We start from the raw sequence: 16,366 nt of genomic DNA, 5'->3' as shown, positions 1-16,366 counted from the left end.
GTAGGGCCCGACCGTTGGTCGGGCCCCGTCCACATTACAGGGTGCGCGGCACTTCGATACGCTCGAAGCATTCGATCTGGTCACCCGGCTTCACGTCGTTGTAAGCCTTCACGCCGATACCGCATTCGGTACCGTTGCGGACTTCCTCGACGTTTTCCTTGAAGCGACGCAGCGATTCCAGCTCGCCTTCGAACACCACCACGCTGTCGCGCAGGACGCGGATCGGCTTGCTGCGCTTGACCGTGCCTTCGATGATCATGCAGCCAGCGACCGCACCGAACTTGGAGCTGCGGAACACGTCGCGGACCTGGGCGATACCGATGATCTCTTCGCGGATTTCCACGCCGAGCAGACCGGAGGCCACCTGCTTCACCTGATCGATCACGTCATAGATGATCGAGAAGTAACGCAGGTCAACGCCGTTGGATTCAATGATGCGACGCGCCGAAGCGTCGGCACGCACGTTGAAGCCGATGACGGTGGCCTTGGAGGCCACGGCCGAGTTGGCGTCCGACTCGGTGATGCCGCCCACGCCGGAGTGGATCACGTTGATGCGGATGTCTTCGTTGGACAGTGCAACCAGTGCCTGGCTCAACGCCTGCACCGAACCCTGCACGTCAGCCTTGATCACCAGGTTCAGCACCTGCTGGCCATCGCCCTTGCCCAGGGTTGCCATGATGTCTTCCATGCGGCTGCCGGCAGACTGCACCAGGCGCGATTCGCGGCGCTTGGTTTCGCGCTGCTGCGCAACGTCCTTGGCCAGGCGCTCGTCCTCGACCACCACGAAGTCATCGCCGGCATCCGGCACGCCGGACAGACCCAGCACCTGCACCGGAATCGACGGGCCAGCCTGGTCGGGCTGCTTGCCGGTTTCGTCGAACAGGGCGCGCACGCGGCCGTACTGGATACCGCAGACCAGGTAGTCGCCCTTCTTCAGCGAACCCTGCTGCACCAGCACGGTGGCGATCGGGCCACGGCCCTTGTCCAGCGAGGATTCGATGACCACGCCGCTGGCGCGGCCCTCGGCCGGGGCCTTCAGTTCCAGCAGTTCTGCCTGGATCGAAATCGCGTCCAGCAGGTCATCGATGCCGAGACCGGCCTTGGCCGAGATCTCCACCATCTGGGTGTCACCACCGAAGTCTTCAGACACGACCTGCTCGGTGAGCAGCTCGTTCTTGACCCGCATCGGGTCGGCGCCGGACTTGTCGATCTTGTTGATGGCCACGATCAGCGGCACACCGGCGGACCGGGCGTGCTGGATCGCTTCCTTGGTCTGCGGCATCACGCCGTCGTCGGCTGCAACCACCAGCACCACGATGTCGGTCAGCTTGGCACCGCGGGCACGCATCGAGGTAAACGCGGCATGGCCCGGGGTATCCAGGAAGCTGATGACGCCCTTGGGCGTTTCAACGTGGTACGCACCGATGTGCTGGGTGATGCCACCGGCTTCGCCCGTGGCAACCTTGGTGCGGCGGATGTAATCCAGCAGCGAGGTCTTGCCGTGGTCGACGTGACCCATGATGGTCACCACCGGCGGACGTGCCACCGGCTCGCCCTGCTCACCGTCGTTCAACGCCAGCAGCGCGTCTTCGGCGTCGTTGGTGTTGGCACGGATCACATTGTGGCCGAGTTCTTCGGTCACCAGCGCGGCGGTGTCATGGTCGATGGTCTGGGTGATGGTCGCCATGACGCCCATCTTGAACAGCGCCTTGACCACGTCGCCGCCCTTGACGGCCAGCTTCTGGGCCAGATCGGCCACGGTCACGGTGTCGCCGATGGTCACATCACGCACGATCGGTGCGAGCGGACGCTCGAAACCATGGGCACCGCCACCACTGCGCGACTGGTTGCTGTCGCGACGGCCACCATGCTGCACGCGACCGGTCGGACGACCACGCGAGTTGCTGTTGTTGCCGCGACGTGCGCGATCGGCGGCCGACAGATGCAGCTGACCGGCGAACCGGTTGCCACCGTCATCGTCGCGCTTGGCGCCCGGGCGGTTGTTGTTGTTGTTGTTGTTCGAGTTGCGGTCATCCGAACGCGGGGCCGGACGGGCCGCCGATGGCGCAGACGGACGCGCAGCGCGGGCGGGGGCCGCAGCCTCGGCGGCAGGCTTGGCGGCGACCGGTGCAGGCGGCGCGTTCTTCGCGGCTTCCGCAGCGGCTTCGGCCGCCTTGCGCTCGGCTTCGGCGCGATCCTTGGCGTCGATTTCTTCCTGGCGCTTGCGTGCGATTTCTTCGTCACGCGCACGGTCCTTCTCGGCCAGTGCGCGCTGCTCATCCAGATTGCGCTGGCGGGATTCCTCCAGCTTGCGCAGGATGTCGGCGCGCTCCTCATCCGGCGTCATCGCCTTGCCACTCGCGTCCTTGGTGTAGGTGCGCTTCTGGCGCACTTCGACGTTGACGGTGGTCTTGCTGCGGCCGGCGCTGACGGTCACTTCCTGCAACTTGCGACGGTTGAGGGTGATCTTCTTGGCAGCTTCGTCGGCGCTTTCGACGGGCTGTTCGGCCTTGCCATGCGAACGACGAAGGAAGCCCAGGAGCTTCACCTTCTCGGTGCTGGTCACAACCTGGTCGGGACCGCTGAACTTCATGCCGGCTTCGGCAAGCTGTACAAGCAGTTTTTCGACCGGGGTATTGACCAGTTCGGCAAGCTTGCGGATGGTGGTTTGCTGCGACATTCGGATCCTATGATCTGGTTGGCGCTCCTCCGAAACGGGCGAAGGCAGCGCGGAGTCTAAGCCCTGATCGGGTCAGGGCACTGTTCATCGCTGGCTCATTCGCCGCGCTCCAGGCGGGCGATCTCCTCGGCTCGGGCGGCAAGGATCAGGGCGGCGGCGCGCTCCTGGTCCATGTCCTCGATGCCGAACTCGAGGATCTCATCGGCGGCCAGCTCCGACAGGTCCTCACTCGTACGCACGCCATGACCGGCCAGGGCGTAGGCGGTTGCCTCGTCCATGCCTTCCAGGGCGAGCAGGTCTTCGGACGGCGAACCATCTTCCAGACCCTCTTCCACCGCCAGCGCTTCGTTGAGCAGCGCGTCGCGGGCACGGGCACGCAGCTCTTCGACGATGTCTTCGTCGAAGCCTTCCACGGCCAGCAGTTCGCCGACCGGGACGTAGGCGATTTCTTCCACGGTGTTGAAGCCTTCGGTCACCAGGATGGCGGCGATTTCTTCATCCACTTCCAGCTTGTCCATGAACAACTGGCGGGCAACGCCCTGCTCTGCCTCGGACTTGGCGGTCACCTGGTCCTGGGTCATCACATTGAGCTGCCAACCGGTCAGGCGGCTGGCCAGGCGCACGTTCTGGCCACCCTTGCCGATCGCCTGGGCCAGGCGCTCTTCCGCCACGGCCAGGTCCATCGAGTGCTTGTCTTCATCGACGATGATCGACTGCACTTCCGCCGGCGCCATCGCGTTGATGACGAAGTTGGCGGGGTTGTCGTTCCACAGCACGATATCCACGCGCTCGCCATTGAGCTCGTTGGACACGGCCTGCACGCGCGAACCGCGCATGCCGATGCAGGCGCCGATCGGATCGGTACGCGCATCGTGGGCGAGCACGGCGATCTTGGCGCGGTCACCCGGATCGCGGGCACAGGCCTTGATCTCGACCAGGCCCTGGCCCACTTCCGGCACTTCAAGCTTGAACAGCTCGATCATGAATTCCGGCGCGGCGCGGCTGATGAACAGCTGCGGGCCACGCGGTTCCGAGCGGACTTCGGCCAGGTAGCCGCGTACGCGGTCGCCAGCGCGCAGCACGTCGCGCGGAATGCCCTTGTCCTTCGGAATGAAGGCCTCGGCGTTGCCGCCCAGGTCCACATAGATGTTGCCGCGCTCGGCACGCTTGACCACACCGGTGACCAGCTCGCCCACGCGATCCTTCCACGCATCGACAACCTGCTGACGCTCGGCCTCGCGCACGCGCTGGACGATCACCTGCTTGGCGGCCTGTGCGGCGATACGGCCGAAGTCCGGGTTTTCGATCTGCTCTTCGATGTAGTCGCCCACTTCCACGCCTTCGGCTTCGTCGATGGCATCCATCAGACGCACCTGGCGATCAGGCGATTCCATCACTACGTCATCGGCCACCACTTCCCAGCGGCGGAAGGTTTCGTAGGTGCCGTCCTTGTGGTCGATCGACACACGGGCCAGCACTTCTTCTTCCGGGTAACGCTTTTTGGCAGCCGAAGCCAACGCTGCCTCAATGGCATCGAAGATGACTTCGCGCGGAACGCCTTTTTCGTTGGCGACCGCATCCACTACCAGCAAAAGTTCCTTGCTCATTGGCTCACTCCGCGCGCGGCTTTTTAGCCGCCGGCTCGTTGGATGGTTTCTTGTTCGCCTTGCCACCCTGTTTGGGTGCCGGGCCAGTCGGTTTGGTCGGAGCCAGGCCGAGGGCGGCCCAGTCCGGCATGATGCGTGCCTTGTCGATGTTCTCGATATCGGCGGTGAACGGGGAATTGTCGACCTTGAAGGTGACATTGCCCTGTTCCAGGTCAACACTCAGGATTTCGCCCTGCAGGCGACGGCGGCCGTCCTGCGGCAGCTTCAGCGTCACCTTGGCCGATTCGCCGATGGCGCGCTCGAACTGTTCGCCGGTGAACAGCGGACGGTCCACGCCCGGCGATGACACTTCCAGCGTGTAATTGGCGCTGATCGGGTCTTCCACGTCCAGCTGCGCCGACACTTCGCGGCTCACGCGCTCGCAGTCGTCGATGTTGACGATGCGCTCGGGCTGTTCGGCCAGCGGCACGTCGATATACAGGCGCAGGGTGGCACCACCCGGGGCGGTCAGATACTCCACACCCAGCAGCTCGAGACCCAGCGACTGAACGGTGGGGGCGAGCAGATTCGCGATTTCGGTTGCCTTGTCGCTCACAGTCTGCCTTGATTCGTTGAAAGAGGTACTGGGCCGGCCAGTCACGCTGGCCCGATCCCACTGAACAGGTTCCGGAAACAACAAAGGGCCCGCTGGGCCCCTTGTCCGGTACAACTCCGGTCATGCTGGATTCCGGTTGCGGCGTCACGCGCGGTGCGTGCTGCTGCGAGCCCAGCCTTCCGGGGGGTTGCAACTACCTGAAGGGAAGTCGCACGGCCCGGAAGCCGGTCGCGGGACGGTCCGCATTCCGGGGAATGGGGCCAGTCAGGTAGTCCGCTAAGCCGTGGATGATAACGACTGGACGGTCGTGGCGCAATGGCAAGCGCCCTTTTCAGGCACAAAGCTGAACAGGCCGGTCAACGCGCACGCCCCAACGAAAAAAGCGACCCCGTTGCCGGAATCGCCTTTTCGTCTACTGCATCTGCACTGCAGATTTTCTGTGGTAGCGGGGGCAGGATTTGAACCTGCGACCTTCGGGTTATGAGCCCGACGAGCTGCCAGACTGCTCCACCCCGCAGCAGAAGCGGAATTGTAATGGCATTTGAAGATGCGTGCAACCCCAAGGGGTAGAGCCCGGGTGAGGCCGGCTATCTCCCCAGAGCCAGCTGCATCAGGGATAGTGTAACCATGGCCCCTCCCCGTACCGATGCAACAATCTATTGCGAATAGCCGAGTTCAACCTTGCAGCGCCGGACTGGGGATAGAAGACGCGTGTTGGACCGGACTTTGTCAGCCGTACCACACCGCCTTGCGCCCTGATAACGCCGAGATGCGCCTCGACCGGGACTTGGGCTGCATTTGAAAACCCTTGGCCTTGTGCGGCATCACCGCCCCACCCGCCCAGACACGATTGAAACTCGACGGGCACTTCTCTGGAGTTTCCGATTCCCGTGTTCTTGTACTTGATGCCTACCTCCTCTCCCGTCATCCGGTCGGGCCCCCACTTGGTCCGACCCGGCCCACCATGTACCCGCACGATGTCCTTGTCGGGCCTTCTCCAGATGATTACGTCGCCCAGCGCAAGATCCTTGTTAACCACCTTCACTGGCGGACGCATTGACCGAACTACATGCATTCCCCCGGCGGTCATCGCCGCAGCCCCAAGCGCCCCGGCGGTCGCACCCAATATGCCGGCCTCTTTGCTTTTTCCCTGCGCGGCCATTACCCCCGCTGCAGCCCCCACCCCCACCGCACCGATGCCCATGAATGCAGCAAGAGGCACCAGAAAGTGGCCACTGGGGTCGGTGTGGTTGACCGGGTCGCCTTCGCAGTAGGCGTATGCGTTGATACCGCCTTCGCCAAACGGACTCAGGCTGTCCGGGCTATGAAACCGCCTCAGCACCGGGTTGTACTCGCGGTAGCCGTTGCCCAGGATCTGCGAGCAACTGCGCGGCTCGTGCAACTGGCCGTTGTAGCCGAGTCGCGCCCGAGCGCCTGCGTGTGGAGTGGCGCCTGGGGCGCGTGTTCCGCCGGGTGTGGGGGATGTTGAAGACATGCTCAACCCTCGGTGCGCTGCCCGATGTTGCGTGCGCCCCTACGAGCCGAAGCACTACGCCCCATCAGATCAATGCTCGGTGAACTGCGACGATTCTTCCCACGTTGCGGAGGGTCTCCGAATACCCGCCACGCGCATCGCAACCGGCCGCCCGTTGGATGTCAGATCCGCACTCAACGGCAGCGGCGGCGGCGGCGGCGGCGCGACCGTCGGACGAGACACGCCCATTCTCTGCCTCGACCGCCCGGGAATGTGTAACTCCGCAGGGCGTGAAGGCGGCGGCGGCGTTGTGCGTGATGCAGGTGACGTGGGCGATGGCATCGCCGATGTGGGCGCGGTCGAGAGAGGCGTTGAGCGCGTTGAGTTCGTATTGAGCGTTGAGAGCGTGCTGGGTCTGCGCGCAGCCGGGCGGGCGGCCGCTGCGGCCGCCCTCCGCTGGGCGGCCTTCCTGAACGCGTAGCGCCCCCCCATGAACGCACCAGCAGCCGCTATGACGGCGCCGACAATCGCCAACCCGCGCTGCGTATCGTTCTTGCTGGCGACGGCCAAGCCCACCGCGCCCAACGAGGCGGCCGTCGCCACCAAAACCGGCGTCACCAGCGTCGTTTTCAGTTTGTACGTCGCCAGGCTGGCGGCGAACGCCGCGAAAGACCAGTGTCCATTCGGGTCCAACCGGTTGACCGGGTCGCTCACGCAGTAGGCATAGGCATTGATGCCGCCCTTGTCGAAGGGACTCAGGCTGTCGGGACTGTGGAAGCGCATCAGCACCGGGTTGAAGATGCGGTAGCCGTTGCCCAGGAACTGCCGGCATTCGCCTGGCTCATGAAACTGGCCATTGAAGCCCAGCCGGCCGTGCAGGTCTGCGCGCGGGCCTGAATGCGGATGCCGGGAAACGGACATGGGAGACGGTGACGACATGGCAGACCCTCGGTGCTATGCCCGATGTGGCGTGTGTCCCCCGACCACCGCATCAATACGCCCGCGATGATCAAGGCGGGGTGAATGGAGGGGGTTGGGCCTGACTGGTTACCACACCCGGCGTGGCACTACAACGAAAAAAGCGACCCCGTTGCCGGGATCGCTTGATTCGTCCATCACCCCGGTCTGCACCGGGTCGATATGGTAGCGGGGGCAGGATTTGAACCTGCGACCTTCGGGTTATGAGCCCGACGAGCTGCCAGACTGCTCCACCCCGCAACGGAAGTGCTTGAATTGGATTGATCACCAGCAGTGATCAGTACAGCAACGATATTCTGGCGAAACCGCTGCATCAACAACTCAGGAGATGAATATTACACTAGTTGTGCAGTTTTGTATCGTTTTTTACGCAAGATGTGCAAAAGCCTGCTGGCACCAGACCATGATCGGGTTCCACGCCAGGCCCAGTGCCAGCAGCGCCAGAGCGTTCACGCCCAGCACCACGCCCAGCACGCGGTCGTTGTTGGCCGGCAGCGGCTCGCCCACCGGTTCATCGAAGTACATGACCTTGATCACGCGCAGGTAGTAGAAGCAACCGATCACCGCGCAGATCACACCGAGCAGGGCCAGCCACAACATACCGCCGTTGATGGCCGCGCCGAGCACTGCCAGCTTGGTCCAGAAGCCCAGGAACGGCGGGATGCCGGCCATGGACGCCATGATGCACAGGACCAGGCCTGCCATCCACGGGTTGCGGGCGTTCAGGCCCTTGAAGTCTTCGATCTTCTCGGCTTCAAACCCATTGCGCGACAGCGCGATGATGGCGCCGAAGGCCGCGGTCGACATGATCGCGTAGCTCAGCGCATAGAACAGCGCCGCCGCGTAGCCGCGTTCACCGCCACCGGCGATGCCCATCAGCAGGAAGCCGATGTGTGAGACGGTGGAGTACGCAAGCATGCGCTTCAGATTGCTCTGCGCGATCGCCATCAGGTTGCCGATCACCAGCGAGAGCGCGGCCAGGCCACCAATCAGATACTTCCATTCCGGCGACAGCGGGCCCACGCCCACTTCCAGCAGGCGGTAGGCCATGCCGAACGCGGCCAGCTTGGGGGCCGAACTGATGAACAGTGCGATCGGTGCCGGGGCACCCTGGTACACGTCGGGCAGCCACATGTGGAACGGGGCCGCACCGAGCTTGAAGGCCACGCCGGCGATCATGAAGACCGCGCCGGTGAGCAGCAGCACCTTCTCGTCCGAATGCGGGATGGCCGCATGGATCGCGTCCAAGTGCAGCGAGCCGGTGGCGCCGTAGATCAGCGACATGCCGTACAGCAGCAGGCCCGAGGCCAGCGAACCCAGCACGATGTACTTCATGGCCGCTTCGGTAGCCAGGCCGTTGTCACGGTTGCTGGCCACCAGCGCGTAGGAGCACAGGGCCAGCAGTTCCAGGCCCAGGTACACCATCAGCAGGCTGCCGGCCGAGACCAGGATCATCATGCCGGCGGTGCCGAACAGGATCAGGACCGGGATCTCGCCCTGGAACAGATCGCGCTCGCGCAGGTAGCTCCAGCCGTAGACCAAGGTCAGGCCACTGCACAGCACCACCACGGTCTTCATCACGTCGGCTGCGGTGTCGCGGACGAACATGCCGTGGAAGACCTCGCCCTGCCCGCCTACGCCGGTGGCGAGCATGAACAGCACGACCGCCAGTGCGGCAACCGAGAACAGGTGGGTCCAGATCTTGTTCTCTTTGCTGATGAACAGATCGAGGATCAACAGGGTGAACGCGCTGCCGATCAGCACCAGCTCGGGCGCGAGTGGCGGCAGGTCAGCGGCGGTCAATGGCAACAGCGGCGAGGTGGTCATCATCAAATCCTGGAGTTACAGCAACTTGCTGGATGCGATCTGCATCGCCAGCTTCGCGATCGAGGGTTCCATCAGGTCGGTCAGCGGCTTCGGGTACAGACCCAGCGCCAGCGTACCCACGGCGAACACACCCAACACCAGCCATTCACGGCCGTTGATGTCCTTCAGTTCGGCAACATGGGCGTTGGCCACTTCACCGAAGAACACGCGCTTGTACAGCCACAGCGTGTAGGCCGCGGTGATGACCAGCGTGCTTGCCGCCGCCAGGGCCAGCCACGGATTGCGCTGGAAGCTGGCCATGATGATCATGAACTCGCCCACGAAACCGCTGGTGCCCGGCAGGCCGGCATTGGCCATGAAGAACAGCATGGCGAAGGTGGCGAACCATGGCATGACGTTGACCACGCCGCCGTAATCGGCGATGCGGCGGCTGTGCATGCGGTCGTACAGGACGCCGACGCAGGAGAACATGGCACCGGACACGAAACCGTGCGAGATCATCTGCACCATGGCGCCCTGCAGGCCCAGGCGGGCCGCGTCCGGGTTGCCGGCGTCACGCACCAGCCACAGCGCGATGAACGTGCCGAGGGTGACGAAGCCCATGTGCGCGATCGACGAATAGGCGATCAGCTTCTTCATGTCGTCCTGGACCAGGGCGACCAGGCCGACATAGATCACGGCGATCAGCGACAGGGTGATCACCAGCCATGCCCATTCCTGCGACGCGTCCGGGACGATCGGCAGGTTGAAGCGCAGGAAACCGTAGCCACCGATCTTCAGTGCGATGGCAGCCAGGATCACCGAACCGGCGGTGGGCGCTTCCACGTGCGCGTCCGGCAGCCAGGTGTGCACCGGGAACATCGGCACCTTGACCGCGAAGGCGATCAGGAACGCGAAGAAGATCCAGGTCTGCTCCTGGGCCGACAGCTGCAGCTGGTACAGGTCGGCCAGCTGGAAGCTGCCGCCCTTCAGGTACAGGTAGATCAGCGCCACCAGCATCAGCACCGAGCCGAGGAAGGTGTAGAGGAAGAACTTCAGCGCGGCGTAGATGCGGCGCGGGCCGCCCCAGACACCGATGATCAGGAACATCGGGATCAGCATCGCTTCGAAGAACACGTAGAACAGCATCGCGTCCGTGGCGGCGAAGATGCCCACGGTGACGCCTTCCAGGATCAGGAAGGCCGCCACGTACTGGTTGACGCGCTTGTCGATCGCGCTCCAGGCACCGATCAGTGCCAGCACCGAGACCAGCGTGGTCAGCAGGATCAGCGCGATCGCGATGCCGTCCACACCCAGGTTGTAGCCGATGTCGTAGGCGGGGATCCAGGCGCGGGTCTCGACGAACTGCAGCGCGTCGTTGCTCACGTCGTAGCCGCTGAGCAGGAACAGGCTGGCCGCGAAGGTCAGCACCGCCACGCCCAGCGACGCCCAGCGGGCGGTCTGCGCATCACGGATGGCAAGGATCAAGGCACCGCCGAGGATCGGCAGCCAGATGAGAACACTGAGTAGAGGCCAGTTCGACACGTCTTCTTATTCCGTACAGGTCATCAACGCAGGTAATGCATCAGGACGCCCAGGAGGGCAATCAGGCCGATGATCATCGCGAAGGCGTAGTGATAGAGGAAACCGGATTGGGTGCGACGCAGCAGGTTGGCCGCCAGGTCGATCAGGCGTGCCGAACCGTTGACCACCACACCATCGACGATGTTCGTGTCGATCGCGCGCGAAACCTTGCCCAGCTTGATGCCGCCACCGGCGAAGCCGCCGATCCAGAGTTTGTCGAAGCCGTACTTGTTCTCCAGCACCGACACCAGCGGGGCGAAGGTCTTGCGTGCCTTCGTCGCCAGTTCCGGCTTCCACAGGTAGAACAGGACTGCCAGCAGGAAGCCTGCCACGGTCAGGAAGAAGGCCGGAGCCATCATGCCGTGCAGGGCGAATGCCACGGGGCCGTGGAACTCTTCGGCCAGCGCGCCAATGGTGTTGCGGGCCGGATCGTAGAAATCGACGACGCCGGTGAAGAACGAATGCACCTGGCCCGGAATGCCGTGCTCGGCATGGTGGCCGGCCCAGTCGGTGCCGTACAGCATCGGACCGATGCTGAAGAAACCGATCAACATCGACGGAATCGCGAGTAGGATCAGCGGCAACGTCACCACCCACGGGGTTTCGTGCGGCTCATGCGGACCGTGGCCATGGCCGTGGTCGTCATGGTGCGCGTCACCGTGGTGGGCATCGGCATGCGCGTCGGCGGCAGGATGGTCGTCATGGCCATGGCCATGATCGTCATGCGCGTCGCGGAAGCGCTCCTTGCCGTGGAAGGTCAGGAACAGCAGGCGGAAGCTGTAGAAGCTGGTAACAATCACGCCACCCAGCACAGCCCAGTAGCCATAGGTCGCCACCCAGCTCGAGGACATGTGCGCGTGGTGCTCCGCCGCCTCGATGATGGTGTCCTTCGAGTAGAAGCCGGAGAAGAACGGCGTGCCGACCAGGGCCAGCGTACCGATCCACATGGTGATGAAGGTGATCGGCATGTACTTGCGCAGGCCGCCCATCTTGCGCATGTCCTGCTCGTGGTGCATGGCGATGATCACCGAGCCCGCGCCGAGGAACAGCAGCGCCTTGAAGAAGGCGTGGGTCATCAGGTGGAACACGGCGGCCGAGTACGCCGACACGCCCAGTGCCACGGTCATGTAGCCCAGCTGGGACAGCGTGGAGTACGCGACGACGCGCTTGATGTCGTTCTGCACGATGCCGATCAGGCCGGTGAAGAACGCGGTGGTGGCACCGATGAACAGCACGAAGTTCAGCGCGGTCTGCGACAGCTCGAACAGCGGCGACATGCGGGTGACCATGAAGATGCCCGCGGTGACCATGGTCGCGGCGTGGATCAGGGCCGAGATCGGGGTCGGGCCTTCCATCGAGTCGGGCAGCCACACGTGCAGCGGCACCTGGGCCGACTTGCCCATCGCGCCGATGAACAGGCAGATGCAGATGATGGTGGCGATCGACCAGATCACCGGCTCGGCGGTCACCTGGATGCTGGTCAGGCCGAACAGATTAATCGTGCCCGACCAGATCTGAAGCTGGGCTTCCGGATGGGCCAGGATCGAGGCATTGGCGAACACGCTGGCGTAGTCCAGGGTGCCGAACACCCACAGCACGCCGGCGATGCCGAGGATGAAGCCGAAGTCGCCCACTCGGTTGACCAGGAAGGCCTTCATGTTGGCGAAGATCGCGGTCGGACGCTTGAACCAGAAGCCGATCAGCAGGTACGACACCAGGCCCACCGCTTCCCAGCCGAAGAACAGCTGCAGGAAGTTGTTGCTCATCACCAGGGTGAGCATCGAGAAGGTGAACAGCGAGATGTAGCTGAAGAACCGCTGGTAGCCCGGGTCATCCTGCATGTACCCGATGGTGTACACGTGCACCAGGAACGACACGAAGGTGACCACGACCATCATCATCGCGGTGAGCTTGTCGATCATGAAACCAACATGCGCCGAATACTGGCCCACCTCGAAGAACGTGTAGACGTTCTGGTTGAACGGCTGCGCGCCGCCCCACAGCAGCTGGTAGAACACGTAGCTGGACAGCAGGCAGCTGACCGCAACACCCAGGATGGTGACGGACTGGGCGCCGACGCGACCCACCTGGCGACCAAACAGGCCGGCGATGATGCTGCCGAGCAGCGGTGCAAGCACCACGGCAATCAACAGACTCTTGGAGAGAGTGATTTCCATCTACGGATCAGCCCTTCAGCGAATCGACTTCGCCGACATTGATGGTGCGGCGGGTACGGAACAGGGTTACCAGGATCGCGAGGCCGATCGCGGCCTCGGCCGCGGCCACGGTCAGGATGAAGAAGACGAACAGCTGTCCGGCCGTATCACCCATCTCACGCGAGAACCCGACGAAATTGATGTTGACCGACAGCAGCATCAGCTCGACCGACATCAGCAGCACGATGATGTTCTTGCGGTTGAGGAAGATGCCGGCAAGGCTGATGCAGAACAGCAGCGCGCCGAGGGCCAGGATATGACCGAGGGTGATCATGGGGTGGCCTCCTCGTTGCTGGACGGCTTGGTGAGGGTGTGGACCACCGGCTTTTCGGCGTCCATCTTGACCACGCGCAGGCGGTCATGGCCCTTGACCATGGTCTGCTCGGTCGGGTTCTGGGTCTTCAGGCCGGTGCGGCGACGCAGGGTCAGCATCACGGCGGCGACCACGGCCACGGTCAGGATGACGGCGGCGAACTCGAACGGCAGCAGGTACTCAGTGAACAGGCTGCGCGCCAGCCAGGTGATGTTGGAGCTGTCCGCGGCGACCGCAGCGGCGTTGTCGGCCGGGAACGGGTTGACCGCCCTGCCCTTCACGCCGATCAGGACCAGCATCTGCACCAGCATGGTCACGGCAACCACCAGCCCCACCGGCAGGTAGCGCACCCAGCCTTCGCGCAGGTTGGTGGCGTCGATGTCCAGCATCATCACCACGAACAGGAACAGCACCATGACCGCGCCGACGTAGACCAGCACCAGCGCCACCCCCAGGAACTCGGCCCCGACCAGGATCCAGATGCAGGCCACGGAGAAGAAGGTCAGGATCAGGCACAACACGGCATACACCGGGTTGCGCACGCTGATCACCGCCACGGCGGAGATGCCCGCCACGATGGCGAAGGCCCAGAAGAAGATATTTACCCAATCCATCATGCGACCTCAGCGGAAAGCGGCATCGGCGGCACGACGCTCGGCGATTTCGGCTTCAAGCCGATCACCGATGGCCAGCAGCTGCGGCTTGGTAACGATGTTCTCGCCACGGTTCTCGAAGTGGTACTCGAGAATGTGGGTCTCGACGATCGAGTCCACCGGGCAGCTTTCCTCACAGAAGCCGCAGAAGATGCACTTGAACAGATCGATGTCGTAGCGGGTGGTGCGGCGGGTGCCGTCCTCGCGCTTGGCCGAATCGATGGTGATGGCCAGCGCCGGGCACACCGCTTCGCACAGCTTGCAGGCGATGCAGCGCTCTTCCCCGTTGGGGTAGCGACGCAGCGCATGCAGGCCACGGAAACGCGGCGACTGCGGGAACTTTTCCATCGGGTACATCAGCGTGTACTTCGGCTTGAAGGCGTACTTGAGGGTCAGCCACAGACCCCCGAGCAGCTCGAGCAGCAGCAGGCTTTTGAAGTAATGGGTAATTCGATTCATCACTTAGACGCCCTTCTGGATCACGCCGTAGAACACCATCACAGCCGTAACAGCAATCCACGCGATGGTGAGCGGGATGAAGACCTTCCAGCCCAGACGCATGATCTGGTCATAACGGAAGCGCGGGAAGCTGGCACGGAACCAGATGTAGGCACTGGCGAAGAAGAACACCTTCAGCAGCAGCCACGGGGCACCGCCCTTCCAGATCCAGTCGATCCACGGCGAGATGTCCGCCGTGATCCAGCCTTGGAACGGGCTGAGCCAGCCGCCGAGGAAGAAGATCGAGATCAGGAAGCTGATCAGGATCATGTTGGCGTACTCGGCAAGGAAGAACAGCGCGAACGCACCGCCGGAGTACTCGACCATGTGGCCGGCGACGATTTCCGATTCACCTTCCACCACGTCGAACGGCGCGCGGTTGGTTTCGGCCACGCCGGACACCCAGTACACGATGAACAACGGGAACAGCGGAATCAGGAACCAGTCGAAGAAGCCGGAGTTGCCGGCCTGCGCCATCACGATGCCGCTCAGATTGAGGCTGCCGGCGGCGATCATGACACCGACCAGGGCAAAGCCCATCGCGATTTCGTAGCTGATCATCTGCGCCGAGGCGCGCATCGCACCCAGGAAGGCGTACTTCGAGTTGGAGGCCCAACCGGCCAGGATGATGCCGTACACGCCCAGCGAGGTCATCGCCAGCAGGTACAGCAGACCGGCGTTGGCGTTGGACAGCACGATCTGCGCGTCGAAGGGCACCACCGACCAGGCCGCGAAAGCCGGGGCCAGGGTGATCAGCGGCGCCAGGATGAACATCGCCTTGTGCGAGCTCGCCGGCTGGATGATCTCCTTGAACAGCAGCTTGAAGACGTCGGCGAAGGCCTGGAAGATGCCCATGCCGACGTACATCGGACCGTGGCGGACATGCATCCAGCCGATCAGCTTGCGTTCCCAGACCACGTAGAACGCCACCGAGATGATCACCGGCATGGCGATCACCAGGATCTTCAGGATGATCCACAGCAGCGCGCCGATCTCACCCAGGCCCAGGAGCCATTGGTGGAGCGGATCGACCGCGTTCAACAGCAATTCGTTCATGCAGCCACCACCGTTACGCGTGCGGCACCCAGCGGCGCGGTTGCACCGTGGCCCGATTCAATCCAGACCGACCCCACGGCGACGCGGGCGTCGACCACCACCGGCAAGGTGGCCTTGCCGGCATCGGTGCCGACCTTGGCCATCTGCCCTTCGACCAGCTGCAGGCGCGCGGCGTCATCGGCATTGAGCACGATGCGCGGCGCGGTGTTGAGCGGGTGCGACTGCAGCGCCTGGGCGCGACGGACGACCGCATCGGTGCGGTAGATGGCCGCGGTGGACGCGACCTCCAGGCCCTCGCCCGCCACCGGCGTGGCCGCCGAGGTCGAGACGGTGACGCTGACCGGAGCCAGGCTGGCACGCAGGCCGGCCAGGTCGGTGAATTCGAAACCGGCCAGCGCCAGCTCGCCGCCCAGCGCGCGCAGCACGCGCCAGCCTTCACGGGCCTCGCCCGGCAGCTTGCCGCCGGCACGGGCCGACTGCTCGCGACCATCGAGGTTGGTCAGGGTGGCGTCGACTTCCGGCAGCGCGCCGATCGGCAGAATCACGTCGGCCACGTCGCGGGTCGAGGCACAGGCGAACTGGCTGAAGGCCACCACCTGGGCACCGGCCAGCGCCTTGCGGGCGGCGGCGGTGTCGGCGAAATCCAGGCCCGGCTCGATGCCGTACAGGGCATAAGCCTTGCGCGGCTGGGCCAGCATGGCGCTGACGTCCTTGCCGGCCGGCAGTACGCCGGCGCGGGACAGGCCCACGGCATTGGCGCCCTGCGGAATGCGGCACAGCTTGGCACCGGTAGCGGCGGCGAAATCACGCGCGGCGGCGCGGATCGCGGCGGCCTGCGGGTGGTTTTCGGCGATGCCACCGACGATCAGCACGGCAGTGCTGTTGGTGACCGCCTGGCGCAGCTCG

Annotated in this window: 13 protein-coding genes and 2 tRNA genes; all 15 read right to left on the bottom strand. The window is 64.0% G+C overall.

Annotated elements, in window-relative coordinates:
• Positions 1-34: 34 nt before the first annotated feature.
• Positions 35-2,680: a translation initiation factor IF-2 gene (gene infB, locus RT456_RS07500; protein ID WP_313344613.1), complete on the bottom strand. Its 2,646-nt coding sequence runs from the start codon at positions 2,678-2,680 to the stop codon at positions 35-37.
• Between the two features lie 95 nt (positions 2,681-2,775).
• Entirely contained in the window at positions 2,776-4,287 is a 1,512-nt protein-coding gene (gene nusA / locus RT456_RS07495) for a transcription termination factor NusA (RefSeq protein WP_313344610.1), read from the bottom strand.
• Positions 4,288-4,291: 4 nt separating this feature from the next.
• A complete protein-coding gene (rimP, locus tag RT456_RS07490) occupies positions 4,292-4,882 on the bottom strand; it encodes a ribosome maturation factor RimP (RefSeq protein WP_313344607.1) in 591 nt (196 codons plus the stop codon).
• 440 nt (positions 4,883-5,322) lie between these two features.
• Positions 5,323-5,399: transfer RNA gene (locus tag RT456_RS07485), tRNA-Met, on the bottom strand.
• Positions 5,400-5,492: 93 nt separating this feature from the next.
• Positions 5,493-6,377, bottom strand: a complete 885-nt coding sequence (locus RT456_RS07480; protein WP_313344604.1) for an RHS repeat-associated core domain-containing protein — start codon at positions 6,375-6,377, stop codon at positions 5,493-5,495.
• 69 nt (positions 6,378-6,446) lie between these two features.
• Positions 6,447-7,295 carry an RHS repeat-associated core domain-containing protein gene (locus RT456_RS07475; protein WP_313344601.1) on the bottom strand — a complete coding sequence of 283 codons (849 nt, stop codon included), beginning with the start codon at positions 7,293-7,295 and terminating at the stop codon, positions 6,447-6,449.
• 202 nt (positions 7,296-7,497) lie between these two features.
• Positions 7,498-7,574: transfer RNA gene (locus RT456_RS07470), tRNA-Met, on the bottom strand.
• A 126-nt stretch (positions 7,575-7,700) separates the two neighbouring features.
• Positions 7,701-9,161 (bottom strand): NADH-quinone oxidoreductase subunit NuoN, encoded by a 1,461-nt coding sequence (gene nuoN, locus RT456_RS07465; RefSeq protein ID WP_313344598.1) that lies wholly within the window; start codon positions 9,159-9,161, stop codon positions 7,701-7,703.
• 15 nt (positions 9,162-9,176) lie between these two features.
• Positions 9,177-10,685 carry an NADH-quinone oxidoreductase subunit M gene (locus RT456_RS07460; RefSeq protein WP_313344595.1) on the bottom strand — a complete coding sequence of 503 codons (1,509 nt, stop codon included), beginning with the start codon at positions 10,683-10,685 and terminating at the stop codon, positions 9,177-9,179.
• Between the two features lie 23 nt (positions 10,686-10,708).
• Positions 10,709-12,901 carry an NADH-quinone oxidoreductase subunit L gene (gene nuoL, locus RT456_RS07455; protein ID WP_313344592.1) on the bottom strand — a complete coding sequence of 731 codons (2,193 nt, stop codon included), beginning with the start codon at positions 12,899-12,901 and terminating at the stop codon, positions 10,709-10,711.
• Between the two features lie 7 nt (positions 12,902-12,908).
• Positions 12,909-13,214: an NADH-quinone oxidoreductase subunit NuoK gene (gene nuoK / locus RT456_RS07450; protein WP_313344589.1), complete on the bottom strand. Its 306-nt coding sequence runs from the start codon at positions 13,212-13,214 to the stop codon at positions 12,909-12,911.
• Positions 13,211-13,870: an NADH-quinone oxidoreductase subunit J gene (locus RT456_RS07445; RefSeq protein WP_313344586.1), complete on the bottom strand. Its 660-nt coding sequence runs from the start codon at positions 13,868-13,870 to the stop codon at positions 13,211-13,213. Before RT456_RS07445 ends, nuoK begins: the two co-directional genes overlap by 4 nt.
• 6 nt (positions 13,871-13,876) lie before the next feature.
• A complete protein-coding gene (nuoI, locus tag RT456_RS07440; protein ID WP_017355930.1) occupies positions 13,877-14,365 on the bottom strand; it encodes an NADH-quinone oxidoreductase subunit NuoI in 489 nt (162 codons plus the stop codon).
• Between the two features lie 3 nt (positions 14,366-14,368).
• Positions 14,369-15,460: an NADH-quinone oxidoreductase subunit NuoH gene (nuoH, locus tag RT456_RS07435; RefSeq protein ID WP_313344583.1), complete on the bottom strand. Its 1,092-nt coding sequence runs from the start codon at positions 15,458-15,460 to the stop codon at positions 14,369-14,371.
• A partial coding sequence (locus tag RT456_RS07430) for a molybdopterin-dependent oxidoreductase (protein ID WP_313344580.1) occupies positions 15,457-16,366 on the bottom strand: 910 nt, incomplete at its 5' end. The genes nuoH and RT456_RS07430, both read right to left, overlap by 4 nt.

Origin of the sequence: Stenotrophomonas sp., from assembly GCF_032099025.1 — a bacterium.
Taxonomy (GTDB): domain Bacteria; phylum Pseudomonadota; class Gammaproteobacteria; order Xanthomonadales; family Xanthomonadaceae; genus Stenotrophomonas.
This window is presented reverse-complemented; position numbering and strand designations above follow the sequence as displayed.